Source organism: Streptomyces yangpuensis (assembly GCF_024666385.1).
GTDB lineage: Bacteria > Actinomycetota > Actinomycetes > Streptomycetales > Streptomycetaceae > Streptomyces > Streptomyces yangpuensis.
The window spans coordinates 4,432,824-4,456,456 of the sequence record NZ_CP102514.1; the positions used below are offsets into that span (position 1 = coordinate 4,432,824).

Annotated in this window: 26 protein-coding genes and 1 pseudogene; 17 read left to right on the top strand and 10 right to left on the bottom strand. The window is 71.0% G+C overall.

The window, feature by feature from the left end; all coding sequences use genetic code 11:
* The first annotated feature begins 17 nt into the window (after window positions 1-17).
* The 4 genes from alr to NRK68_RS20405 all read left to right on the top strand — a co-directional run bounded on the left by alr (window position 18) and on the right by NRK68_RS20405 (window position 3,180).
* Window positions 18-1,154: an alanine racemase gene (gene alr / locus NRK68_RS20390; RefSeq protein ID WP_257856370.1), complete on the top strand. Its 1,137-nt coding sequence runs from the start codon at window positions 18-20 to the stop codon at window positions 1,152-1,154.
* The gene (locus NRK68_RS20395; RefSeq protein ID WP_183066931.1) at window positions 1,099-2,358 is read left to right on the top strand and encodes an alpha/beta fold hydrolase; all 1,260 of its coding nucleotides are present in this window, start codon (window positions 1,099-1,101) and stop codon (window positions 2,356-2,358) included. The genes alr and NRK68_RS20395 overlap by 56 nt, the downstream gene beginning before the upstream one ends.
* Window positions 2,309-2,875, top strand: coding sequence for a tRNA (adenosine(37)-N6)-threonylcarbamoyltransferase complex ATPase subunit type 1 TsaE (tsaE, locus tag NRK68_RS20400; RefSeq protein WP_257856372.1), 567 nt, complete (start codon window positions 2,309-2,311; stop codon window positions 2,873-2,875). The genes NRK68_RS20395 and tsaE overlap by 50 nt, the downstream gene beginning before the upstream one ends.
* A gap of 116 nt (window positions 2,876-2,991) precedes the next feature.
* The gene (locus NRK68_RS20405) at window positions 2,992-3,180 is read left to right on the top strand and encodes a hypothetical protein (protein ID WP_183066930.1); all 189 of its coding nucleotides are present in this window, start codon (window positions 2,992-2,994) and stop codon (window positions 3,178-3,180) included.
* A gap of 62 nt (window positions 3,181-3,242) precedes the next feature.
* Here NRK68_RS20405 and NRK68_RS20410 read toward each other — a convergent pair whose 3' ends face one another.
* Window positions 3,243-3,818 (bottom strand): hypothetical protein, encoded by a 576-nt coding sequence (locus tag NRK68_RS20410; protein ID WP_257856373.1) that lies wholly within the window; start codon window positions 3,816-3,818, stop codon window positions 3,243-3,245.
* A 119-nt stretch (window positions 3,819-3,937) separates the two neighbouring features.
* Here NRK68_RS20410 and tsaB point away from each other — a divergent pair, with 119 nt between their 5' ends.
* From tsaB to NRK68_RS20430, 4 genes are read left to right on the top strand one after another with little or no spacing between them, the layout of a single operon-like run.
* Entirely contained in the window at window positions 3,938-4,600 is a 663-nt protein-coding gene (gene tsaB, locus NRK68_RS20415; protein ID WP_046779231.1) for a tRNA (adenosine(37)-N6)-threonylcarbamoyltransferase complex dimerization subunit type 1 TsaB, read from the top strand.
* Between the two features lie 26 nt (window positions 4,601-4,626).
* Entirely contained in the window at window positions 4,627-5,106 is a 480-nt protein-coding gene (gene rimI, locus NRK68_RS20420; protein ID WP_030653711.1) for a ribosomal protein S18-alanine N-acetyltransferase, read from the top strand.
* Window positions 5,099-6,286, top strand: a complete 1,188-nt coding sequence (gene tsaD / locus NRK68_RS20425) for a tRNA (adenosine(37)-N6)-threonylcarbamoyltransferase complex transferase subunit TsaD (protein ID WP_257856374.1) — start codon at window positions 5,099-5,101, stop codon at window positions 6,284-6,286. The genes rimI and tsaD overlap by 8 nt, the downstream gene beginning before the upstream one ends.
* A complete protein-coding gene (locus NRK68_RS20430; RefSeq protein ID WP_257856375.1) occupies window positions 6,283-6,555 on the top strand; it encodes a hypothetical protein in 273 nt (90 codons plus the stop codon). Before tsaD ends, NRK68_RS20430 begins: the two co-directional genes overlap by 4 nt.
* A gap of 100 nt (window positions 6,556-6,655) precedes the next feature.
* Here NRK68_RS20430 and NRK68_RS20435 read toward each other — a convergent pair whose 3' ends face one another.
* On the bottom strand, window positions 6,656-7,864 hold the full coding sequence (locus NRK68_RS20435; RefSeq protein ID WP_257856376.1) for a class I SAM-dependent methyltransferase: 1,209 nt from the start codon (window positions 7,862-7,864) through the stop codon (window positions 6,656-6,658).
* 131 nt (window positions 7,865-7,995) lie between these two features.
* Between NRK68_RS20435 and NRK68_RS20440 the strand changes: the two genes are divergently transcribed.
* The 3 genes from NRK68_RS20440 to NRK68_RS20450 all read left to right on the top strand — a co-directional run bounded on the left by NRK68_RS20440 (window position 7,996) and on the right by NRK68_RS20450 (window position 11,213).
* Window positions 7,996-8,952 carry a polysaccharide deacetylase family protein gene (locus NRK68_RS20440; RefSeq protein ID WP_373023625.1) on the top strand — a complete coding sequence of 319 codons (957 nt, stop codon included), beginning with the start codon at window positions 7,996-7,998 and terminating at the stop codon, window positions 8,950-8,952.
* A 335-nt stretch (window positions 8,953-9,287) separates the two neighbouring features.
* Entirely contained in the window at window positions 9,288-9,878 is a 591-nt protein-coding gene (locus NRK68_RS20445; protein ID WP_257856377.1) for a polysaccharide deacetylase family protein, read from the top strand.
* 876 nt (window positions 9,879-10,754) lie between these two features.
* Entirely contained in the window at window positions 10,755-11,213 is a 459-nt protein-coding gene (locus NRK68_RS20450) for a DUF3592 domain-containing protein (RefSeq protein WP_257856379.1), read from the top strand.
* A 13-nt stretch (window positions 11,214-11,226) separates the two neighbouring features.
* On the opposite strand, the gene NRK68_RS20455 is transcribed toward NRK68_RS20450, so the two are convergent.
* The gene (locus tag NRK68_RS20455; RefSeq protein WP_257856380.1) at window positions 11,227-11,436 is read right to left on the bottom strand and encodes a hypothetical protein; all 210 of its coding nucleotides are present in this window, start codon (window positions 11,434-11,436) and stop codon (window positions 11,227-11,229) included.
* 153 nt (window positions 11,437-11,589) lie between these two features.
* On the opposite strand from NRK68_RS20455, the pseudogene NRK68_RS20460 reads away from it, so the two are divergent.
* A pseudogene (locus NRK68_RS20460) lies at window positions 11,590-12,057 on the top strand (NsdA family TPR-like regulatory protein); the annotation flags it as partial.
* On the opposite strand, the gene NRK68_RS20465 reads toward NRK68_RS20460, so the two are convergent.
* From NRK68_RS20465 to NRK68_RS20475, 3 genes are all read right to left on the bottom strand, one after another.
* Window positions 12,038-12,703: an HAD family hydrolase gene (locus NRK68_RS20465; RefSeq protein WP_257856381.1), complete on the bottom strand. Its 666-nt coding sequence runs from the start codon at window positions 12,701-12,703 to the stop codon at window positions 12,038-12,040. The pseudogene NRK68_RS20460 and the gene NRK68_RS20465 overlap by 20 nt on opposite strands.
* A gap of 628 nt (window positions 12,704-13,331) precedes the next feature.
* Window positions 13,332-14,726, bottom strand: a complete 1,395-nt coding sequence (locus NRK68_RS20470; protein WP_183066923.1) for an FtsW/RodA/SpoVE family cell cycle protein — start codon at window positions 14,724-14,726, stop codon at window positions 13,332-13,334.
* Window positions 14,727-15,020: 294 nt separating this feature from the next.
* Window positions 15,021-15,473, bottom strand: a complete 453-nt coding sequence (locus tag NRK68_RS20475; protein WP_183066922.1) for a hypothetical protein — start codon at window positions 15,471-15,473, stop codon at window positions 15,021-15,023.
* 259 nt (window positions 15,474-15,732) lie between these two features.
* Here NRK68_RS20475 and groES point away from each other — a divergent pair, with 259 nt between their 5' ends.
* Both groES and groL read left to right on the top strand, forming a co-directional pair.
* On the top strand, window positions 15,733-16,041 hold the full coding sequence (gene groES / locus NRK68_RS20480) for a co-chaperone GroES (RefSeq protein ID WP_030011064.1): 309 nt from the start codon (window positions 15,733-15,735) through the stop codon (window positions 16,039-16,041).
* A 111-nt stretch (window positions 16,042-16,152) separates the two neighbouring features.
* Window positions 16,153-17,781: a chaperonin GroEL gene (gene groL, locus NRK68_RS20485; RefSeq protein WP_183066921.1), complete on the top strand. Its 1,629-nt coding sequence runs from the start codon at window positions 16,153-16,155 to the stop codon at window positions 17,779-17,781.
* Between the two features lie 64 nt (window positions 17,782-17,845).
* On the opposite strand, the gene NRK68_RS20490 is transcribed toward groL, so the two are convergent.
* The 3 genes from NRK68_RS20490 to NRK68_RS20500 form a co-directional block, all read right to left on the bottom strand.
* Window positions 17,846-18,541, bottom strand: a complete 696-nt coding sequence (locus tag NRK68_RS20490; protein WP_373023626.1) for an ester cyclase — start codon at window positions 18,539-18,541, stop codon at window positions 17,846-17,848.
* A gap of 120 nt (window positions 18,542-18,661) precedes the next feature.
* A complete protein-coding gene (locus NRK68_RS20495; RefSeq protein WP_183066919.1) occupies window positions 18,662-19,435 on the bottom strand; it encodes an SDR family NAD(P)-dependent oxidoreductase in 774 nt (257 codons plus the stop codon).
* A gap of 31 nt (window positions 19,436-19,466) precedes the next feature.
* Window positions 19,467-20,153, bottom strand: a complete 687-nt coding sequence (locus NRK68_RS20500) for an MOSC domain-containing protein (protein ID WP_257857891.1) — start codon at window positions 20,151-20,153, stop codon at window positions 19,467-19,469.
* Window positions 20,154-20,241: 88 nt separating this feature from the next.
* Between NRK68_RS20500 and NRK68_RS20505 the strand changes: the two genes are divergently transcribed.
* Window positions 20,242-21,141 carry a LysR family transcriptional regulator gene (locus NRK68_RS20505; protein WP_183066918.1) on the top strand — a complete coding sequence of 300 codons (900 nt, stop codon included), beginning with the start codon at window positions 20,242-20,244 and terminating at the stop codon, window positions 21,139-21,141.
* 108 nt (window positions 21,142-21,249) lie between these two features.
* On the opposite strand, the gene NRK68_RS20510 is transcribed toward NRK68_RS20505, so the two are convergent.
* The gene (locus tag NRK68_RS20510) at window positions 21,250-21,576 is read right to left on the bottom strand and encodes a WhiB family transcriptional regulator (RefSeq protein ID WP_030027725.1); all 327 of its coding nucleotides are present in this window, start codon (window positions 21,574-21,576) and stop codon (window positions 21,250-21,252) included.
* Window positions 21,577-21,966: 390 nt separating this feature from the next.
* On the opposite strand from NRK68_RS20510, the gene NRK68_RS20515 reads away from it, so the two are divergent.
* Both NRK68_RS20515 and NRK68_RS20520 read left to right on the top strand, forming a co-directional pair.
* Window positions 21,967-22,578: a response regulator transcription factor gene (locus NRK68_RS20515; protein WP_003948568.1), complete on the top strand. Its 612-nt coding sequence runs from the start codon at window positions 21,967-21,969 to the stop codon at window positions 22,576-22,578.
* Between the two features lie 375 nt (window positions 22,579-22,953).
* A complete protein-coding gene (locus NRK68_RS20520; RefSeq protein ID WP_183066917.1) occupies window positions 22,954-23,583 on the top strand; it encodes a sigma-70 family RNA polymerase sigma factor in 630 nt (209 codons plus the stop codon).
* Window positions 23,584-23,633 lie beyond the last annotated feature (50 nt).

The window sequence follows — 23,633 nt, forward strand, 5'->3', positions numbered from 1 at the left end:
CTGAGAGACTGTGGGCGATGAACGAGACACCGACGCGCGTGTACGCCGAGATCGATCTTGACGCCGTCCGGGAGAACGTGCGCGCACTGCGCGAGCGGGCGCCCCGGTCCGAGCTGATGGCCGTCGTCAAGGCGAACGCCTACGGGCACGGGGCAGTGGAGTGCGCCAGGGCCGCCCGGGAGGCCGGCGCCGCCTGGCTCGGCACCGCCACCCCCGACGAGGCCCTCGCGCTGCGCGCCGCCGGCATCGAAGGCCGCATCCTGTGCTGGCTCTGGACCCCCGGCGGGCCCTGGCGGGAGGCCGTCGAGGCCGACCTGGACGTCTCCGTCAGCGGGATGTGGGCCCTGGACGAGGTGCGCGAGGCCGCACGCGCGGCCGGCCGCACCGCACGTATCCAGCTCAAGGCCGACACCGGCCTCGGCCGCAACGGCTGTCAGCCCGCCGACTGGGAGGCCCTCGTCGGCGCGGCCGTCGCCGCCCAGGCCGAGGGCACCGTCAAGGTCACCGGCGTCTGGTCGCACTTCGCCTGCGCCGACGAGCCCGGCCACCCCTCGATCCGGCTCCAGCTCGACGCCTTCCGGGAGATGCTCGCCCACGCGGAGAAGGAGGGGATCGACCCCGAGGTCCGGCACATGGCCAACTCGCCCGCCACCCTCACCCTCCCCGAGTCGCACTTCGACCTGGTGCGCCCCGGCCTCGCCGTCTACGGCGTCTCGCCCGCCCCCGAGCTCGGCACCCCCGCCCAGCTCGGCCTGCGGCCCGCCATGACCCTCAAGGCGTCCCTCGCACTGGTCAAGACCGTCCCCGCCGGACACGGCGTCAGCTACGGCCACCACTACGTCACCGGCGGCGAGACCACCCTCGCGCTGGTCCCGGCCGGCTACGCCGACGGCATCCCGCGCCACGCGTCGGGCGCAGGCCCGGTGCTCGTCGGCGGCACGGTGCGCCACGTCGCCGGACGCGTCGCCATGGACCAGTTCGTGGTCGACCTGGAGGGAGACCCGGCCCGCGTCGGCGACGAGGTCGTCATCTTCGGGGACCCGGAGCGCGGTGAACCCTCCGCCGAGGACTGGGCACAGGCCGCGCACACGATCGCGTATGAGATCGTCACCCGTATCGGTGGACGTGTGCCCCGGGTGTACCTGGGCGGCTGAGCGGAGTGAGGGCGGCGGCGTGAGCGAGAACTGGCGCAGGGCCGGCTGGGCCGGCGCCGCCATCGGCGTGATAGCCGCGGGCGCGGCGGCCGGTGTCGCGGTCGAGCGGATCACCGTCGGGCGCGGCATGCGCAGGAAGGCCCGCCTGGCCCTCGACGCCGCCGGGGACTACGGCTCCCTGCGCGGCACCGAGGGGACCTGCCGGGCCGAGGACGCCACCGAGCTCCACTACGAGGTCGACGAACTCCCCGAGGACGGCAAGCGGCGCCGGCTGCTTCGCAAGCCCGAACCCCGGGCCACCGTCGTCTTCTGCCACGGCTACTGCCTGTCCCAGGACTCCTGGCACTTCCAGCGGGCGGCCCTGCGCGGGGTGGTCCGCGCCGTCTACTGGGACCAGCGCAGCCACGGCCGCAGCGCGCGCGGCCTGGCCCAGGCGGACGGCGAACCGCTGACCATCGAGCAGCTCGGCCGGGACCTCAAGGCCGTCATCGACGCGGCCGCGCCCGAAGGCCCGCTGATCCTGGTGGGTCACTCGATGGGCGGAATGACCATCATGGGATTCGCCGAGCAGTACCCCGACCTCGTGCGCGACCGCGTCGTCGGCGTCGCCCTGGTCGGCACCTCCAGCGGCCGGCTCGCCGAGGTGACGTACGGGCTCCCCGCAGTCGGCATGGGCGCCGTGCGCAGGATCCTGCCGGGCGTGCTGAAGGCGCTCGGATCGCAGGTGGAGCTGGTCGAGAAGGGCCGCCGGGCCACCGCGGACCTCTTCGCCGGCATGATCAAGATGTACTCGTTCGGCTCGCGGGACGTGGACCCGGGCGTCGCCCGCTTCGCGGAACGGCTCATCGAGGCCACCCCGATCGACGTCGTCGCCGAGTTCTACCCGGCCTTCCAGACCCACGACAAGAGCGCCGCGCTCCAGCAGTTCGCCGGCATCCCGGTCACCGTGGTCGCCGGGGACAAGGACATGATCACCCCGCCCGGGCACAGCGAGGCCATCAAGGACCTGCTGCCCGCCGCCGAGCTCGCCGTCCTGGAGTCCACCGGGCACCTGATGATGCTGGAGCGCCCCGAGACCGTGACCCGGCTGCTCACCGAGCTGCTGGCCCGCACCGGAGCGGTGGCGGTCCCGGTAGCGACTAACGTTGGCGTGCATGGAAGAAGTACCGCTGGAAGCACAGCGCAGCCAGGCACCGGCAGCTGAGTCCGGGCACGGCACGCAGACCCGGATCACCGTTGACTCCCCCCAGGCGATGCAGGAGCTGGGCCGCCGGATCGCCGGCCTGCTCCGCCCCGGCGACCTCGTCCTGCTGACCGGCGAACTGGGCGCGGGCAAGACCACGCTGACCCGCGGCCTGGGCGAGGGCCTGGGCGTGCGCGGGGCCGTGACCTCCCCGACCTTCGTGATCGCCCGGGTGCACCCCTCCCTGACCGGCGGTCCGGCGCTGGTGCACGTGGACGCGTACCGCCTGGGCGGCGGGCTGGAGGAGATGGAGGACCTGGACCTCGACGTCTCGCTGCCCGAGTCGGTGGTCGTCGTCGAGTGGGGCGACGGCAAGGTCGAGGAGCTGTCCGACGACAGGCTGCACGTGGTGATCGCGCGGGCCGTCGGCCACGAGGAGGTCCTGGACGACGTGCGCGAGGTCTCGGTGCACGGCGTGGGAGCGCGCTGGAACGCCGGGGCGGGGCTGGACGCCCTGGCCGGAGCGGTCTCGCAGTAAACGTGCCGACAACTCGTCGGCAAGATATTGCGTTGGCGGCGGCCCTCGTGATGACATGGTACCGAGAGTTTCTTAGGCATGCCTAAGTACGGCGTCCCGGGGTCCAGGAGGCAGCCATGTCGGCACCAGCAGGAGCACAGCGCCACCCCCGCCCGTCCGCCGTCTCCATGCACGCACTGCTGGCCGCCGGCATCGCCGCCAACGCCGTCTCCACGCCGCCCTCGCGCGAACAGCGCACACCGCGCGAGGGCGAGCCCGACGGGGCCGTACGCGAACAGGCCGCTCCGGAATCCGAAGCGGCCTGAAGGCCCCCGTCGCACGTCCGGCCTCGGCCGGTCGCCCGTACGGGTGAAGCAAGGGCGTCCCGTCAGGGAATGACGACGACCTTGGAACTGATCGTCGCGAAGGCCCACATCGCATCGCCGTCCGCGCGCGTCATCCGGATGCCTCCGGTCTTCTTGTTCGGGTCGGGCTCCGGGGTCGTGCCGTCCACCCGGGCACTGAAACCGACCGCCACGCCCTCCTGGGTGGCGAACCGGACCACGTGCTCGATCGGCACCCCGTCCGAGCCCGTCACCGAGCCCGAACGCGAACCGACGACGTAGGTGCCCGGCTTCGGGTGCACCGTGCTCGGCACCACCGGGAACGACTTCGGCTGCTGCTGCTGCGGCTGCTGCGCGGCGTCCCCCACCAGCCACACCCGCTTCTGGCCCACCGAGTACACGACGCGCACACCCGTGCCGGAACCCTCCGGAACGGGCACCGGCTTCGCCGGGTCCTGCTTGCCCGCGGCCGCCGGGCTCGCCGCCGGAGCCGGCTCCTGCGCGGCCGCCTTCGGGGGATGCGCCGGCGCCGTCGCGGATGCCTGGTAGCCGAGGAAACCGACGGCGGCGATCGCCGCGGCGGTGAGCCCGGCCACGATTCCCGAGCTGCTGCGTGCCACCTTGCTCCACCTCTCCGCGCTGACGTGATCCCTCGTGATCTCTCCGTCGAAAGGTAGCAGCCGCCCCGCTCCACGACCGGGCGCAAGGGGTGCGGCCGCCGGAGTCGTAGGCTGTTCGCGTGCTCTTGCTCGCTGTAGATACCGCCACGCCCGCCGTCACCGTCGCCCTGCACGACGGCGAGGCCGTCCTCGCCGAGTCCGGCCAGGTCGACGCCCGCCGCCACGGGGAGCTGCTCATCCCCTCCGTGGACCGCGTCCTCGCCGAGGCCGGGCTGAAGCTCGACGCCGTCACCGGCATCGTCGTCGGCGTCGGCCCCGGCCCCTACACCGGACTGCGCGTCGGGCTCGTCACCGCCTCCACCTTCGCCGCCGTGCTGGGCGTGCCCGTCCACGGCCTGTGCACGCTCGACGGCCTCGCCTACGCCGCGGGCACCGCCGGGATCGAAGGCCCCTTCACCGTCGCCACCGACGCGCGGCGCAAGGAGGTCTACTGGGCCCGCTACGAGGACCCGCGCACCCGCGTCGGCGAGCCCGCCGTGGACCGCCCGGCGGAGATCGCCGAACAGGTCGCCGGCCTGCCCGCGGTCGGCCAGGGCGCGCTCCTCTACCCCGAGGTGTTCCCCGACGCCCGGGCCCCCGAGCACCAGTCGGCCGCCGCACTGGCCTCCCTCGCGGCGGAACGACTCGCCGCGGGCGCGGAGTTCCTCCCGCCGACCCCCCTCTACCTGCGCCGCCCCGACGCGCAGGTCCCCAAGAACTACAAGGTGGTCACCCCGCAGTGACCACGGCCGAGACGGTTCTGCGCGAGATGCGCTGGTGGGACATCGCACCCGTGCTGGAACTGGAACACGACCTCTTCCCCGAGGACGCCTGGTCCGCCGGGATGTTCTGGTCCGAACTGGCCCACGCGCGCGGCCCGCAGGCCACCCGCCGCTACGTCGTCGCCGAGACGGCCGACGGCCGCCTCGTCGGCTACGCCGGGCTGGCCGCCGCCGGTGACCTGGCCGACGTACAGACCATCGCGGCCGCCCGCGACCAGTGGGGGACCGGGCTCGGCGCCCGGCTCCTGACCGACCTGCTGCGCGCCGCCACCGCGTTCGAGTGCGCCGAGGTGCTGCTGGAGGTGCGCGTGGACAACACCCGCGCCCAGAAGCTCTACGAGCGCTTCGGCTTCGAGCCCATCGGCTTCCGGCGCGGCTACTACCAGCCGGGCAACGTCGACGCGCTCGTCATGCGCCTGACCGACCCCGCACAAGCACGAACTGAGAGCAGTGAGAGCAATGGCTGACGAACCGCTCGTCCTCGGCATCGAGACGTCCTGCGACGAGACCGGCGTCGGCGTCGTCCGCGGCACCACCCTCCTCGCGGACGCCATCGCGTCGAGCGTCGACGAGCACGCCCGCTTCGGCGGCGTCGTGCCCGAGGTGGCCTCGCGGGCCCACCTGGAGGCGATGGTCCCCACCATCGAACGCGCCCTGAAGGAGGCCGGCGTCAGCGCCCGCGACCTCGACGGCATCGCCGTCACGGCCGGACCCGGCCTCGCCGGGGCGCTGCTGGTGGGCACCTCCGCCGCCAAGGCCTACGCCTACGCACTGGGCAAGCCCCTGTACGGCGTCAACCACCTGGCCTCGCACATCTGCGTGGACCAGCTGGAGCACGGGCCGCTACCCGAGCCGACCATGGCGCTCCTGGTGTCCGGCGGCCACTCCTCGCTGCTGCTGGCCCCCGACATCACCTCCGACGTACGGCCGCTCGGCGCGACCATCGACGACGCCGCGGGCGAGGCCTTCGACAAGATCGCGCGCGTGCTGCAGCTGGGCTTCCCCGGCGGCCCGGTCATCGACCGGCTCGCGAAGGAGGGCGACCCGAAGGCGATCAACTTCCCGCGCGGCCTGACGGGCTCGCGCGACCCCGCGTACGACTTCTCCTTCTCCGGGCTGAAGACGGCCGTCGCCCGCTGGATCGAGGCGAAGCGGAACGCGGGCGAGGAGGTGCCGGTGCGCGACGTGGCGGCGTCCTTCCAGGAGGCCGTCGTGGACGTGCTGACGCGCAAGGCGATCCGCGCGTGCAAGGACGAGGGCGTCGACCACCTCATGATCGGCGGCGGTGTCGCGGCCAACTCCCGGCTGCGTTCGCTCGCCCAGGAGCGCTGCGACGCCGCGGGGATCACCCTGCGCGTGCCGCGGCCGAAGCTGTGCACGGACAACGGCGCGATGGTGGCGGCCCTCGGCGCGGAGATGGTCAGGCGGAACCGTCCGGCCTCGGACTGGGACCTGTCGGCGGACTCCTCGCTGCCGGTCACGGACCCGCACGTGCCGGGCACGTCGCACGAGCACGGTGAGGGCCACGGCCACGCGCACGGTGCCGGTCAGGAGCACGGTCACTCGCACGGTGCCGGTCAGGAGCACGGTCACGGGCACGACCACGACCACGTGCACGAGCTGAGCAAGGACAACCTGTACTCGTGAGCACCGTCGCGCTGATGTGGGAGGCCCGGGCCGCCGACGGCCGGGGCAACGAACTGCTGGAGTGGGCCCGGGCCCAGATCCTGGCCCGGGAACCGGTGCGCCGCGAGGTGCTGCGGGCCCCACAGGACCGGGTACTCGTCATCACCTGGTGGGAGGCGGCCGAGGGCATCGCGGCGGACCTGCCCGAACTGCCCGAACCGGCCGCCGACCTGATCACGCGCGCGGTGCACCGCTGGCGGTTCGAGTCGGTGGAGACGGACGGGGCGTAGCCGGCGGCGCGCCGTCGGCGGGGATCAGCCGGGCGGACGGCCTCCCGGCGGGGCCCGTCACTGCCCGGGTGTCGCCTCGGGCGGCCCGGCAGGCGGCCCGTCACTGCCCGGGCGTCGCCTCGGGCGGCCCGGCAGGCGGCACGGCCGGGGCACCGATCAGCATCGAGGGGGAGCCCGCCACCCGGGTCAGGAACACGGTCGCCGAGTTCGGGCCCTGCGGCTTGACCTTCTTGCGCAGCTCCTCGGGCTCGATGGCCGAGCCGCGCTTCTTCACGGTCAGGATCCCGACCCCGCGCTCGCGCAGCAGCGCCTTCAGCTTCTTCAGGCCGAAGGGCAGCACGTCGGTGATCTCGTACGCCGTCGCGTACGGCGTCTCCCGCAGCTCGTCCGCGGTGATGTAGGCGATGGTCGGATCGATGAGCCGGCCGTCCAGCCGCTCGGCGACATCGGCGACCAGATGGGCGCGGATCACGGCGCCGTCGGGCTCGTACAGCCAGCGGCCCACCGGCCCGGCCTCCGGGTCGGGCAGCGGATCGGCGGTGTGCAGCCCGCGCGGCCCGGGGAGCAGGGTGGCGCGCACGGTCCCGGGGGCCGTGCCGAACCAGAGCACGGCCTCCTTGACGTCCCCCTGATCGGAGATCCACTCGGCCTCGGCCTCCGCCGGGACCGCCTCGTGCGGGATCCCGGGGGCGATCTTGATGGCGGCGTACCGCGCCGCACGGGCCCTCTCCACGGCCCACGACAGCGGCGGTGAGTAGGACTCCGGATCGAAGATCCGTCCGCGGCCCCCGCGCCGGGCCGGGTCGATGAAGACCGCATCGTGGCCGGAGGTGTCCACCTCCGTCACGTCGGCCTCCCGGACCTCGATCAGATCCGCCAGCCCCAGCGCCTCGGCGTTGGCGCGCGCGACGGCCGCCGTCAGCGGGTCGTGGTCCACCGCGAGCACCCGGATGCCGAGGCGGGCCAGGGCGAGGGCGTCGCCGCCGATGCCGCAGCACAGGTCCGCGACGCTGCGTACGCCGAGGGCCGCGAGCCGTTCGGCCCGGTACGAGGCCACGGACGCGCGGGTGGCCATCTCGCCGCCGCCGGGGGTGAAGTACATCCGGAAGGCGTCCTCGGCCCCGAACTTCGCCACCGCGCGCTGCCGCAGCCGGGCCTGCCCGAGGGCCGCCGAGACCAGCCCTGCGGGGTGCTCGCGGCGCAGCCGGGTGGCGACGGCCAGCTCCTGGGCGGGGTCGTAGTCGCGGAGCGAGTCGAGGAGGGCGCTGCCCTCGGGGGTGAGGAGGGCGGCGAAGTCTTCGGGGGTCACACCTCCATTGTCGGCGACGGGGTGCGGACGGGGTGTGCGGGCCGGTCGTGTGGGCCGGCCGGAGGAACGTCGCACCCCGGTGCGCGGTGTCGTCCCGGAAGCCCGCGTGTCGGGTGCCAGGATGCGCTGCTATGCAGCTAGTCGGACAAAGGGAAGATAAGACGCAACTGGGTCACCGGCGCGCGGCGGGTCCGCGCGGCCGGTTCGGGGTGGCCGCGGCCGCCCTGCTGGTAGCCGCCCTCGGCACGGCGTGCGGCTCGGGGCAGTCGGGCGCCCCGGACAAGGGCGAGAAGACGAAGGCCGGCAAGGGCGCGGAGGCAGGCGCTCCTGGCGCGCTCAGTGCGGCCGAGAAGGCGAAGGCGCTGCAGCAGGCGCGCGTCGCCGCGGCGAAGAAGTGGGGACTGCGCAAGGTCCCGCTCGCCGCGCCCCCGGCGCCGAAGGAGAAGCCGGCGATCGAGACGCGCGACGGCTTCGAGGTGTGGAACCACGAGGAGGACGAACTCCCCCCGGTCTTCACCACCGTCCCGACCGAGGACAAGGTCGTCTTCCTGACCATCGACGACGGCTCGGAGAAGGATCCCGAGTTCCTGAAGATGATGCAGGAGCTGAAGATCCCGTACACGGCCTTCCTCAGCGACTACCTGGTGAAGGACAACTACCCGTACTTCAAGCAGATGCAGGCCGCGGGCGTCACCCTGAACAACCACACCCTCAACCACCGCTACATGCCCGGGCTGTCCTACGAGCAGCAGCGCGAGGAGATCTGCGGCCAGCAGGACACCATCCAGAAGACCTTCGGCAAGCGTCCGACCCTCTTCCGGCCGCCGTACGGCAACTACAACGACGACACCCTCAAGGCGGCGAAGTCCTGCGGCATCAAGGCCGTTCCGCTGTGGAACGCGGAGGCGTTCACGAACCGCATGGACTACCGCGAGTGGGACCGCGACCTGCACCCCGGTGACATCATCCTCACGCACTTCCGGGGTAAGGAGGACTGGAAGGGCACGATGCCTGACATGATCCGTCATGTCATGAAGACCGTCACGGACAAGGGGTATGCCGTGGCCCGCCTGGAGGACTACTTGTGAGGTATGCGCGCCGGTTGGTAGCCGGAACGCTGGCGGCCGGCGCGCTCGCGCTCTCCCTGACGGGGTGCGGGGAGAGCGTGGAGCCCATCGAACGACTGGGCCGCAGGACGACGCACGAGCCGTCGCAGACGCCGTCGGCGTCCGCATCGCCGCCTGGGTCGGCGTCTGGGTCGGCGTCTGGGTCATCGGCCGCGCCCGGGTCCTCGCCGGCGCCCGCGCAGGGGGGCGCGTCGGACGAGGCGTACAAGAAATGGGGCCTGACGGCCCCGGTCCAGTACGCGCCGAAGCCCACGCAGAAGCCGCAGATCCCGAAGGCGTCCCCGGGCAAGGTCCCGGTGATAGACCGAATACCCGTGCCGGCCGGGGAGAAAATAGTCTTCCTGACCTTCGACGACGGCGCGGAGAAGGACCCCGAGTTCCTGAAGATGGCGGCCGACCTCAAGCTGCCGATCAGCATGTTCCTGACGGACAGCGTGGCCTCGTCGGATTACGGGCACTTCGAGAGGCTCCGCGACAACGGCTCGGCGAGCACGGTGAACAACCACACGCTGACCCACCCGAACCTGAGGACCCTCTCCTTCGAGGCGCAGAAGAAGGAGATATGCGGCCAGCAGGACAAACTGGAGAAGCGCTTCGGCCAGCGCCCGCCGCTCTTCCGCCCACCCTTCGGCAACTACAACGACGACACCCTCCGGGCCGCCTCGGAGTGCGGAGTCTCGTCCATCCTGCTGTGGAAGGTGTCGATGCAGATCAACAACTTCCAGTACGCCCAGGGCTCCGCCCTCCAGCCCGGCGACATCATCCTGGCCCACTTCCGCGGCCCGTCCGAACTCAAGGGCGCGACGGAAGTCCAGATGACGACCCGCATGCTCCAGCGCATCCAGGAGCAGGGCTACAAGATCGGCCGCCTGGAGGACTACCTGTAGGGGCGGCGGGGCGGTGGTATGGGGGCGGGAGCTGCTCGGGCGGCATCAGAGCCGCGTATGGGGGTTTTCCGTCAGTCCCATCGTCTCTCCGTGTCGTGCCGGTCCGTCAAGGGCGCTCCTTCGTCGCGTCGCTTCGCGAGGGCCTTCGGCCCCCCTTGACCGACCGTCCCGCCCCGGAAATCCGAAAGACTGCCGGGAAACCCCCAAAAGGACGGGCCGGGGGGAGCAAGACACCTAAGGGGCGGTGCCCTGCGCGGGCGAAGCCCGGTACGCCCCAAATCGCTACGCGCTCCTGTCGGACGGCGTCTGCGGGCCTCTTGGGCTGGTCATAGAGCGCCCAAATTCGCTACGCGCTCCTGCCCGACGGCGTCTGCCACCCTCTTGGGCTGGGAATAGGCCGCCATCGATCGCTACGCGCTTCTCGATCACGCGCCCGCAGACCACCCGGGGCTGGCCAGAAGCCGCAGATACCTTCCTTCATCCATCGCGGAGGGCGCCTGCGGGGTGTCGGGTGGGAAATCCGTCAGATGACGGCTGAGGCGAAGTCGATCCGGGGCTGGGAGGGTAGGCGCCTCAAAGAGCGGCCAATTCGCCCCAATTGCCCCTGTCTGGGCGTGCGGATTGGATCTCACAGTGACCCTGACGGGGATTGAGTTCGGCTGAGCCGATGGATTGCCCCGATCGGCCCCAACTGGGGGCGGACGCGTTTTCGGAGGAGCGCGTAGCGCGCCTTTTGGGCTGCGCCTTGTGGCTCCGTGCAGGATCGCGCGCGGCTACCAATGGACGGGCGTGGAACCTCTGATCTTGACGGTGCATCTTCACTGGGGCCGTTCCCGTGCACAGAGGTGCGGGTTGGGACTTCAGTGAGGGATGCGGATGCTTGCTCTGGGTGCGACGTACGGACCGGGCTCGGTGCTGCTCGGGCTGCTGGTTGCCGCTGTGGGGGTTGTGGGACTGGTCTCCATGGTGCGCGCGGCACTGGTGAACCGAAGAACCATGAGGGAGGGGGCCCTGGCGGAGGCCCGTTGTCTGGAGGCATATGTGGTGCACAACCGCTCCTCGGACGGTTACACCACCAGCCAGCGGCGGCTGATCCTGGGATTTCGGACGCCGGAGGGACGAGAGGTGCGCACCGAGATGGTGGCTCATGTGCCCTATGCCGTCGGTGACATCGTGCCCGTGCGGTATCTGCCGGAATGTCCCGAGCGGGTGGTGCCGGCCGGGGCGTCGTTCGGGATCGACCTCGCCTCGGGTCTCAAAGGAGTGGTGCTGGTCGGTGTCATCTACGCGGGACTCTCCCTCACGGTGCTGGCGCTCGGCGCCAGTGGGGGATAGGGGTTAATGCCCATCAGTGTGCGGGCTCAACGTTGGCGGCCGAGGTGGTGAACTCCCGCCCGGACGCACCACGGATGTAGGCCAGCTCCACCCAGCGTTCGACTCCAGTGTCCGAGACGTTCTCGTTGATCACGGCCATCAGTTCACCCTCGACGCCGGAAGCGATGTCGCGGACACGGCGGCGCAGGAGCCGATGCGGAACGTATTCGTACGGCTCACTCATCGCTCTCGACCTCGCCGGCAGAGGTGAAGCGCTCGAAGCCCGCCTGCGCGCGAGCCAGAAGTTCGGCGCTGGGCTGGTGCACTGCGGCGAAGCCGATGCTCGGACTGTCTGGGCGGTCGAGACTCCAGACGCCACGAGGGGTGGGGCTCGTCCGAGACCCGCTGCGGCAACACGCGAACCGCGCTCAACCTGATCGCCCACGGCGAGGGCGTGCTCGCTGACGGAGGCGAGCATGCGAGCCCGGAGTGGATGGACTGGTTCTCCGCCGTGAGACTGGCCGCGTTCAAGGGCAATACCGAGCTCAAGGCCGGGCGGCTGCCGCAAGCCCGGGAAACACTGCTCCATGCCCTGGCAGAGCTGCCTGCCGATTCTGACAAGCAGCGAACCGTGATCCTCGGTGACCTGGGCGCGGTCGAAGCTGCCGCAGGCAAGCCGGAGGCTGCCGCAGAGTTCGCGATCCGCGCACTGGAGCTGCTCGAAGTGCACTGGTACGCGACCGGACTGGAACGCGTCCGTGAGGTCAGGCGCGCGCTCGTACCCTGGCAGCAGGAGCGGTGCGTCCGCGAACTCGACGACCGTCTCTACGCATGGGGCTCGGTGGTCAGTGCTCTGACGAATTGAAGTGTGCGATCCGGGTCGGCAGTTCTTCGAGCGATTCGACCCGGAACGTCGGCAGTTCCAGCGCCTCAGGGCTGTTCCACTGGATCGTTGCCCACGGGCCACGGCGGATGAGGGCGGTGTGCATGCCTGCGGCGGAGCCTGGACGGAGATCATTGTCGACGCGATCACCCACGTAGAGGATCTCTTCCGGGGCGAACGGAACGACCTTCGCCACGCGGATGAAGAACTCGGGATCCGGCTTGCTGGCGCCCCAGTCGTCGGACGTCCCGATGAGATCGACGTCCTCGGCGAACACCGAGCGGAGGATCCCACCGGCACGCACCGTCTGGTTACCCGCGATACCCAGCCAGAGGCCTGCCTCGCGGAGCGCCGCGAGGGCCGGCCTGACGTCCGGATAGAGATCGCCCTCGTCGAAGTGTTCGGGCTGACCTGCCGCGGCGCGGGCCTCGCGCTCGACTGTCAGATCGAAGCCGGGCTTGAAGGGCTGGAACACTTCGCGGTAGTCGCGTCCTTGCGCGATGACGGCGCCGAACATGGCTGCGAAGGTATGACGGGGGACTCCCAGCCAGTCGGCCCATGTGCCGTATTCCCTGGTTTCGTCCACGAGGCACTCGCCGACGTCGAAAACCACAGCGCGAATCGTCATGCGGTCAGCCTAGTTACAGCCGCCATCCGTCGCTTTCCCTCCCCCTGTCAGCCCTCGGGTGCCGTCCACGTGAAGTACACCCGGCCCTGCGGCCTATGACCGGCCCCGGACGGTCTGCGGACGCGTGATCGGGAAGCGCGTAGCGATCTGTGGCGGCCTATTCCCAGCCCAAGAGGCTTGCAGACGCCTTCCGGCAGGAGCGCGTAGCGATTGGGGGCGCTCCGGGCTTCGCCCGGGCAGGGCACCGCCTCGTCTGTGTGTTTACTCCCCCCGGCCCGTCCTTTTGGGGGTTTCCCGGCGGTCTTTCGGATTTCCGGGGCGGGACGGTCGGTCAAGGGTGGAGCGCAGCGACATCGCGAAGCGACGCGACGAAGGAGCGCCCTTGACGGGCCGGCACGACACGGAGAGACGATGGGACTGCCGGGAAACCCCCATACGCGGCTCTGATGCCGCCCGAGGGGATCCCGTCCCCACACCACCCCGTCGGCTCCCGCCACGCCCCGACCGCGCTGCACCCGGAGGGCCGGGTCCCGGGGGTGGAGGCGCCGCCCGAGCGTGGCCCCCGTACGCGGCCTCGCCCCCAGCCTCGCCCCCGTACGCGCCCCCGGCCCCGGCCCCGCCCCGCCCCCTACGCCCGTACCGCCGGCGTGATCGTCGTTTCTGCCGGGCCTCTGGTGTCCGCCTCGCGTTGGCGTTCCGCGCTGTCGCTGATGCGGAGGAGGAGGGCGATCATGATCCAGTTGGCCAGGAGGGACGAGCCGCCCTTCGCCAGGAAGGGCAGGGCCTTGCCCGTCAGGGGGATCAGGCCCGTGACGCCTCCGGCGACCACGAAGACCTGGAGCGCCAGCGCCGAGGCCAGGCCCACCGCCAGCAGCTTGCCGAAGGGGTCGCGGGCGCCGAGCGCCATCCGCAGCCCGCGCTGCACGAGCAGCGCGTAGAGGATCAGTACGGCCATCACCCCGGCCAGGCCGAGCTCCTCGCCCACCGTCGTGAGGATGAAGTCGCTGCGCCCGGCGAACTTGATCAGCTCGGGGTGTCCCTGCCCGAGGCCGGTCCCGGACATGCCGCCCGTCCCGAAGCTGAACAGCGCCTGCGCCGACTGGTCCGAGGTGATGCCCGGGGGAGGGGTGTCCCAGTAGACGGAGAGCGGGTTCAGCCAGGCCGCCACGCGCGCCTTGACGTGCGGTTCCGTCGAGCCGACCACGAACGCGCCCGCCGCGGCCATGAGGACGCCGCACACGATCCAGCTGGTGCGCTCGGTGGCGACGTACAGCATCACCACGAAGACGCCGAAGAAGATCAGCGACGTGCCCAGGTCGCGCTCGAAGACCAGCACCAGCATCGAGAGGATCCACACCGTGATGATGGGTCCGAGCTGGCGCATCGGGGGCAGCCGCATGCCGAGGAACTTCCGGCCCGTCAGGGCGAGGGAGTCCCGGTGGACGACCAGGTAGCCGGCGAAGAAGATCGCGATCATGATCTTCACGAACTCGCCGGGCTGGATCGAGAACCCGAAGAGGATGATCCACCGCTTGGCCCCGTACGTGTCCGCGCCGAAGAACGCCGGCGCGATCAGCAGCACCAGCGCGACCGCCATCGTGATGTAGATGAACCGCTGGAGCAGCCGGTGGTCGCGCAGCAGGGCCAGTACCGCGATGCAGGCGGCGACGCCGACCACCGTCCACAGCAGCTGGCCCGGGGCGTTCGCGTCCGAGTTCCACCGCTCGATGTAGCCCTGGTCGAGCCGGTGGATCAGTACGAGCCCCAGCCCGGTCAGCAGCATGGCCAGCGGGAAGACCAGCGGGTCCGCGTAGGCGGCGAAGCGGCGCACGCCCAGGTGCCCCACCAGTGACAGCAGCGTCATGCTGATGGTGAAGTAGGCGAGGTTGGGCGGGAGCACGCCGTTCATGGCGAGGCCCGCGGCGGCGTGCCCGAAGACGGCGATGGCGATGACGAAGGCGAGGAGCAGCGCCTCGGTGCGACGGCGGGCGCCCGCCGTCGTCAGGGGCCTCAGTCCACGCACGGGATGCCGCCGCCGTCCTGGGGGGTGGACGGGGAGGGCGGGGAGGGCGGGGAAGAGGGCGGGGAAGAGGGCGGGGAAGAGGGCGGGGGTGACGCCTCACGCGCCCCCGGCGCAGCGCCGGCCGCACCGGCCGAGGCGCTCGGCGCGCCGGGGCTTGCGGAAGCCTTGGGTCCGATCTGCTCTGCAATGAGGCGCTTTATCTTCATATCATCTACGACGTTGATGTCCTCCCCGAGGTTCCGTCCCCCTCCGGCGGTACGGGGAGCCGGGCGGCGCAGCCCCGCCGGGGAACCGTTACGTCGGCCGCCCCGTGCGGCGGCGGGTCAGGGCGTCGCGGGTGGCCGCGGTCAGCGCCCAGGCCGGGAAGGCGAACGCGGTCAGCCCCAGGCCGATCGGCGCCAGGGAGGTGAGCAGGCTCATCTGCACCGCGTGGTCGGCCCCCGGCCCGCTGACGCGGGCCGCCACCGGCGCCGCCGGGCGGTCGTCGAAGTCGCCGTAGATCCCGATGCCGGGAAGGGTGAACGATCCGTCGGCGGCGGTGAAGGACCCCGCGCACGTCAGTGTGCGGTCCCCCGCGGAGCCGGGCTCCCCCCACACGCACCGCTCCGCGGTGAACGCGCCGTCCACGCCCGTCAGCTGCGTGATGAGCCGCGGCACGGCCGCGTGCCACATGAAGATCCCGACGGCGAGGCCGATCGCGATCGGGATGGCGTGTATCCACCGCACGCCGGAGTTTGTCCTGGTCATGTCCGGGACAGTAGTGATCCCGAGCCGGCGTGCGTGCGGGATTTCCGTGGCCGGATCCGCGCGTCCGCGCAACGCCCGGCGGCCGGGAATTGGCACTCCGCTTGACCGAGTGCTAATCGCCGGAATAGTCTCGCACCTGGCACTCACCCCAGGTGAGTGCCAACACAGCGACAGGCAGGTCCGGCACCCGCGACGACGGATCGACCTGGTCGCCACCTCAGACAGTTAACCCCGGATCTCCGAAGGGGGAGGTCGGACAGTGACGACCGCCAGCTCCAAGGTTGCCATCAAGCCGCTTGAGGACCGCATTGTGGTCCAGCCGCTCGACGCCGAGCAGACCACGGCCTCCGGCCTGGTCATCCCGGACACCGCGAAGGAGAAGCCCCAGGAGGGCGTCGTCCTCGCGGTCGGCCCGGGTCGCTTCGAGGACGGCCAGCGTCTCCCGCTGGACGTCACCGTCGGCGACATCGTGCTGTACAGCAAGTACGGCGGCACCGAAGTGAAGTACAGCGGCGAGGAGTACCTCGTCCTCTCGGCTCGCGACGTGCTCGCGATCGTCGAGAAGTAATTTCGCTTCACAGCACTGCTTTGAGCTGCGCCCCTGGTCACCCCGCTGATTGCCGGGCGGCGAGGGGCGCAGCCCGTTAAACCGAGTTTTCGAGAGGGCTGAACCGCTCCCATGGCGAAGATCCTGAAGTTCGACGAGGACGCCCGTCGCGCCCTCGAGCGCGGCGTCAACAAGCTTGCCGACACGGTCAAGGTGACGATCGGCCCCAAGGGCCGCAACGTCGTCATCGACAAGAAGTTCGGCGCCCCCACCATCACCAACGACGGTGTCACCATCGCCCGCGAGGTCGAGCTGGACGACCCGTACGAGAACCTGGGCGCGCAGCTCGTGAAGGAGGTGGCGACCAAGACCAACGACATCGCGGGTGACGGCACCACCACCGCCACCGTGCTGGCCCAGGCGCTGGTCCGCGAGGGTCTGCGCAACGTCGCCGCCGGCGCTTCCCCGGCCGCCCTGAAGAAGGGCATCGACGCCGCGGTCAAGGCCGTGTCCGAGGACCTCCTCGCGACCGCCCGCCCGATCGAGGACAAGTCCGACATCGCCGCCGTGGCCGCGCTCTCCGCGCAGGACGCCCAGGTCGGCGAGCTCATCGCCGAGGCGATGGACAAGGTCGGCAAGGACGGTGTCATCACCGTCGAGGAGTCCAACACCTTCGGCCTGGAGCTGGAGTTCACCGAGGGCATGGCCTTCGACAAGGGCTACCTCTCGCCGTACATGGTCTCCGACCAGGAGCGTATGGAGGCCGTCCTCGACGACCCGTACATCCTGATCAACCAGGGCAAGATCTCCTCGATCCAGGACCTCCTGCCGCTGCTGGAGAAGGTCATCCAGGCCGGTGGCTCCAAGCCGCTGCTGATCATCGCCGAGGACGTCGAGGGCGAGGCGCTCTCCACCCTCGTCGTCAACAAGATCCGCGGCACCTTCAACGCGGTGGCCGTCAAGGCCCCGGGCTTCGGTGACCGCCGCAAGGCGATGCTGCAGGACATGGCCACCCTCACCGGTGCCACCGTCATCGCCGAGGAGGTCGGCCTCAAGCTCGACCAGGCCGGTCTGGACGTACTGGGCTCCGCCCGCCGCGTCACCATCTCCAAGGACGACACCACCATCGTCGACGGTGCGGGCAGCTCCGACGAGGTCCTCGGCCGCGTGAACCAGATCAAGGCCGAGATCGAGGCCACGGACTCGGACTGGGACCGCGAGAAGCTGCAGGAGCGCTTGGCGAAGCTCGCCGGCGGCGTCTGCGTCATCAAGGTCGGCGCCGCCACCGAGGTGGAGCTCAAGGAGAAGAAGCACCGTCTCGAGGACGCCATCTCCGCGACCCGCGCCGCGGTCGAGGAGGGCATCGTCTCCGGCGGTGGCTCCGCGCTCGTCCACGCCGTCAAGGTCCTCGAGGGCAACCTCGGCCTGTCGGGCGACGAGGCCACCGGTGTCTCGGTCGTGCGCCGCGCCGCCGTCGAGCCGCTGCGCTGGATCGCCGAGAACGCCGGCCTCGAGGGCTACGTCATCACCTCGAAGGTCTCCGAGCTCGACAAGGGCCAGGGCTTCAACGCCGCCACCGGCGAGTACGGCGACCTGGTCAAGGCCGGCGTCATCGACCCGGTGAAGGTCACCCGTTCCGCGCTGGAGAACGCCGCCTCCATCGCCTCCCTGCTGCTCACGACCGAGACCCTGGTCGTCGAGAAGCCGGCGGAGGACGAGGGCGACGCCGGTCACGGCCACGGTCACGGCCACAGCCACTGATCGCGTTCCACGTCGAAGGCCCCGTTCCGCAGTCGCGGAGCGGGGCCTTCCCCGTGTTCGGGTCTCAGGTTCCGTAGGGCGTTCCGGTTCCGCCCATCTGACGTTGCAGGGCTGCGGGGTTGTAGTGCCACCAGCCCTCGACGATCTCTCCGTTCGTGCACCGGAAGGTCGTGGTCCCGGACATCTCGTACGTCTTCCCGGTCGGTGCGACCCCCATGAACTCTCCCTTGTGGGTGCCGCGCCAGTTCCACACCGTCGTGACCATGTCGCCCTCGGCCACCTGGGCCACCGGCTCGAAGGTCATGTCGAAGCCCGCGCGCCACATCTCCATGTCGGAGCGCATGCTCTCGCGTCCGATGACGGTGGCCTCCTCCTTGCTGACGTCGTGGTCGATGTAGTTCGTCGCGAAGCACTCGTCGAGGACGCTCATGTCGCCGGCCATCGCGGCTTCCTGGAACACCCGGTTGCAGAGCTGCTTGTTGAGGTGCTCGTCGCGGACCACGTCGAGGTTCATGAAGGTCGGCATTCCCTCGCAGAGGGCCACCATCTCCTGGAACATCCGGTCCGTCTCGGGGAGCTGAGAGTTCTTCATCGCCTCCTCGTACGAGGCGAATTCCACCATGTCCACGTAGTGGTTCCGGGCCTCGCGGTCCTGGCCGATCATCGTGTGCGTGGCGGTGCGCCTGCCGCTGCTCTGTTCCGCCCATCGGTCTATGAGCGCGTTCATCTCATCGAACCGCGTGGTTTCATAATCGATCACTTGTACGAATGTCATCGCGTCGCCTCCCGCTGGAGATGGGACATGTCCAGTTTAGGGAGATTGGTAATATTTGGCGGCTTCGGTGGGTGTCGACAGGGCCTTACCGGCGGGTCACGAACGCTACTGCGGCCCGTACTTGCGGCCCGTGCGCGAGGACACCCCGCCCAGCAGCCCGCGCGGCGTCAGCTTCACCACGCCCATCAGGGCCTTGTACCGCGGGTCCGGGATCGACACCGTCTTCCCGCGGGCCAGGTCGGCCAGGGCCGCCGCCACCAGCTTGTCGGCGTCCAGCCACATCCAGCCGGGGATGTTGTCCGTGCCCATGCCGGCGCGCTGGTGGAACTCCGTCCGGACGAAGCCCGGGCACAGCGCCATCAGCCGGACCCCGGACCCGGCCATGTCCCGCGCCGCGCCCTGGGTGAACTGCACGACCCAGGCCTTGCTGGCCCCGTACGTACCCCGGGGTACGAAGGCGGCCACCGAGGCCACGTTGATCACGCCGCCGCGGCCGCGCGAGCGCATCGACTCCGAGGCCGCCGAGGTCAGCCGCAGCACCGCCTCGACGTGCACCTTCAGCATGGTCAGCTCGTCGGCCATGGAGACCTCGAGGTAGCGGCCCTTGTTGCCGAAGCCGGCGTTGTTGACCAGCAGGTCCACGGGGTGCGTACGGTCACCGAGACGCTTCTCGACCGCCGCGATGCCCGCCTCGGTGGCGAGGTCGGCGGCCAGCACCTCGGCCTCGATGCCGTGCCGGTCGTGCAGCTCGGTGGCCTGCTCGCCGAGCCGCTTCGTGTCGCGCGCGACCAGCACCAGGTTGTGTCCCTCGGCGGCGAGTTTGCGTGCGAAGGCGGCGCCGATGCCCGCCGTGGATCCCGTAATCAGCGCAGTCGTCATAGGCGCAACCTAGCCGCCCCGGACGACAGCGCTAACGCGCCCCGGCCCCGGCCCCGTACTTCTCCACGTACTGGCGCACGGTCTCGTGTGCCTTCGGCTCCATCGCCGCGCCCGCGGCGAGGGTGCGCGGCAGCAGGGCGCGCTCGGTGGTGAAGGCGCGGAACCACAGCTGCACCGTCACGTCGTGGTCCGGCCGGTGGATGATCTCGATGGGGTCGCCGGGGGAGACCGAGCCCTCCTGGATCACCCGCAGGTACGCGCCCGGCCGGGCCTCCCGGGTGAACCGCTTCACCCAGCCCGCCTCGCCCAGCGCCCCCTGGAACGTGCGGCACGGGATGCGGGCCGAGGCCACTTCCAGGACCAGGTCCGCGCCGACCCGCCAGCGGTCGCCGAGCCGTGCGGTGTTCAGGTCGATGCCGGAGGTCGTGAAGTTCTCGCCGAAGAGCCCGCCGGGCAGCTCGCGGCCCAGCTCCCGCTCCCACAGGTCGAGGTCCTCGCGGGCGTACGCGTAGACGGCCTGGTGGTCGCCGCCGTGGTGGCGGCGGTTGCAGATGGCGTCGCCGTCCAGGCCGCTGCCCAGGCCGGTGGCCTTGTCGCCGGGAGCGAAGACGCGGACCGGCCCGGGGACGGGACGCTTGCCGATGCCCGTCACCCCGCTCTCCGCGTCGGTGTGCTCGGAAGGCGTGGCGGTGCCGACGTTCACGGAGATCAGATGCATGGGGCCCATGCCCACAGGCTAACCGCGCGGCCCCAAAGCGTCACGGGGGTATTCGCGCGGCGATGAAAGAGGGCCTTATGCTCGAAGGGTGATCGAGGCACGTCATCTCCGGGTACTGCGCGCCGTCGCCGGGACCGGGTCCTTCTCCGCCGCCGCGCGCGAACTCGGCTGCACCCAGCCCGCCGTCTCCCAGCAGATGAAGGCGCTGGAACAGTCGGCCGGCACCCCGCTGCTCATCCGCACCGGCCGCGAGATGCGGCTGACGCAGGCGGGCGAGGCCCTGGTGCGGCACGCCGCCGGGATCCTGGCCGGGCTGACGGCCGCCGAGGAGGAGGTCGCGGCCATCGCCGGACTGCGCGCGGGCCGGGTGCGGCTCGTGTCCTTCCCCAGCGGCAGCTCCACCCTGGTGCCGACCGCGCTCGCGGCGATGCGTGCCGGGCACCCGGGCACCCGTATCTCGCTGGTCGAGGCCGAGCCGCCGCGATCGGTGGAGATGCTGCGCGAGGGCGATTGCGATCTGGCGCTGGCCTTCCGCTACGGCGGGGCGGCCGGGTCCGCGGCCGAGTGGGAGGACCTCGTGGTGCGGCCGCTGCTGACCGACCGGCTCGTGGGGCTGGTCCCCGAGGGGCACGCGCTGGCCGGGGCGGAGCGCGTGGGCATGGCGGAGCTGGCGGACGAGCCCTGGATCGCGGGCTGCCCCCGCTGCCGCCGCCATCTGGTGGAGGTGTGCGAGGACGCGGGCTTCACCCCGCGCATCGACTTCGCCACCGACGACTACCCGGCGGTGGTCGGCCTGGTGGGCGCCGGGCTGGGCGTCGCGGTGCTGCCGGAGCTCGCGGTGGAGTCCGTACGGGCCAAGGGCGTCAGCACGCTCGTCGTGGAACCGGCCGTCGAGCGGGAGGTCGTGGCGCTGACCCTGCCCGACCTGGCCCGGGTACCGGCCGTGGCCGCGACCCTGGCCGAGCTGGAGCGGGCGGCCGCGCGCTGACCGTACGCGCGGGGTGCGCGTACGGCCGAACGCGTGAAACCGGGCCGCTACACGCCCGGGCCTGCCAGTGGTGCGGAGGAAACGTTCCTTCCGTCGTTTCGTCGGCTCTCAGTGCGGCGCGATCGGTCCGATCGCACTCGACGCGGGGATGAGTCGATGCCGGGCGCGGCCCATCAGTTCCTCGCGTTCGTCCTCGGTGAGGCCGCCCCACACCCCGTAGGGCTCACGGACGGCGAGTGCGTGCGCGGCGCATTCCGAACGAACCGGGCATCGCATGCAGACCTCTTTAGCCGAGGCCTCGCGCGCGCTCCTGGCCGCGCCCCGCTCGCCTTCCGGGTGGAAGAAGAGGGAGCTGTCGACCCCGCGGCAGGCGGCTAGCAGCTGCCAGTCCCAGAGGTCGGCGTTCGGTCCGGGGAGGCGGGAGAAATCTGCCATTGGTAGTCCTCTTGGTGCCGGTACTGAGGCGGATACGGGTCCATGTCTCCAAGGGTCTCCACACCTACTGTCGGAGTAGATGTAAATATGACTCATTGGGAATCTAGCCTCAGACACGTGCCAAACGGAAGGAAAGCCGCCAAATAGGGCATAGCTCCAGATGGAGGACAGGCTGGGTGCGCCTCCACGGTTGTGATCGCTTCCTCACGTAGAGTGCCGAAGGTGTCCGTCCGACCCGTAACTCTTTCGAGTGACCATCGTTGAGAGTGCGAAGGCGGTTGAACCAATGAGTTCTCGGACAGATGTCCGGGGGCATCGACCGCACAGGTGACGATACGTACCAGCCTGGAGGCTCAAGGTGACGCGCATCAGCAGCTGCGGAGGGCGGTCATGACATCCGTCCTCGTCTGCGACGACTCCCCGCTTGCCCGAGAGGCGCTCCGTCGCGCGGTTGCCACCGTGCCCGGCGTCGAGCGTGTGACGACGGCTGCCAACGGCGAGGAAGTCCTCCGCCGCTGGGGCGCCGACCGCTCCGACCTCATCCTGATGGATGTACGGATGCCCGGGCTCGGCGGTGTGGAGACGGTCCGCCGCCTCCTCTCGGCCGACCCCGGCGCCCGCATCATCATGCTGACGGTCGCCGAGGACCTGGACGGCGTGGCCCTCGCGGTCGCCGCCGGCGCCCGCGGATACCTGCACAAGGACGCCTCGCGCGCCGAACTGCGGGCCACGGTCACCCAGGCCCTCGCCGACCCGACCTGGCGACTGGCCCCCCGCCGGCTCCGCTCCGCCGAGATGGGCGCCGCGCCCACCCTCACCGCGCGCGAGATCCAGGTGCTGGAGGGCATGAGCCACGGCCGGTCCAACGCGGAGATCGGGCGCGAGCTCTTCCTCTCGGAGGACACGGTCAAGACGCACGCGCGCCGGCTGTTCAAGAAGCTCGGCGCCTCGGACCGCGCGCACGCCGTGGCGCTCGGCTTCCGCTGGGGTCTCGTCCGCTGACCCGGCCGCGGCCGGGCCCGGCCCGGACCGCCGCAGACCGCGGATCGTCGAGAGCGGTCCCGTCCGCCACCGGTGGACGGGGCGGCGCGCCGCTCTTGCCGTCGCCCGGTGCCTCCCGGCGCCTCTTCTCGTCGCGGCAGCCCCGTCCCGCCGTACCCGGTGCGCACCCGGGGGTTGGCGGGGCACAATCCGGGGGACGTCTCGCTTCGTGCGCGATGCCGCATCCTTGAGGGTGTGGAGTCTCTCGGGGACTATTCGGCCGAGCGGGAGGGGAGGGCGCAGATGAAGAGTTCCGGCGCACCCGCTCATAACGCTTCGACGCACAACAAGGGCCACGGTGCCGCGGATGCTCCGGCGCCAAGGCACCATGGACGGATGCGCGACGACGAGGCCCTGGGGTCCCCTGCGGCCACAGGCCCCACCGGCGCCGCCGTCGGCGGCAGTGCCGGGGGCGCCAGCGCGCTCGTACGCCGCGCGGTGGAGGGTGACGAGCAGGCCACGCACGACCTGCTTGCCTTCGTGCACCCCCTGGCCATCCGCTACTGCCGCACCCGGCTGTCACGGCTCCCGGGTGACGCTCGCCACTTCGTGGAGGACCTGGCGCAGGAGGTCTGCGTCGCCGTCCTGATGGCGCTGCCGCGCTACCGGGACACCGGCCGCCCCTTCGAGGCATTCGTCTTCGCCATCGCCGCGCACAAGGTCGCCGACCTGCAGCGGGCCGCCATGAGGCACCCGGGCAGCACGGCCGTGCCGTCGGACGAGATGCCGGAACGGCCGGACGACTCGCTGGGCCCGGAGGAGCGCGCGCTGCTCAGCAGTGACGCCGCATGGGCCAAGAAGCTGCTGGAGAACCTGCCGGAGAACCAGCGCGAACTCCTCGTCCTGCGGGTGGCCGTCGGGCTGACCGCGGAGGAGACCGGTCAGATGCTCGGGATGTCCCCAGGAGCCGTGCGCGTGGCCCAGCACCGGGCGCTCAGTCGGCTCCGCGCGCTCGCCGAGCAGTAGGCCTGCGCGTAGGAAACGTAGGAAACTACGAATCTTCTGGTTGACCTTGG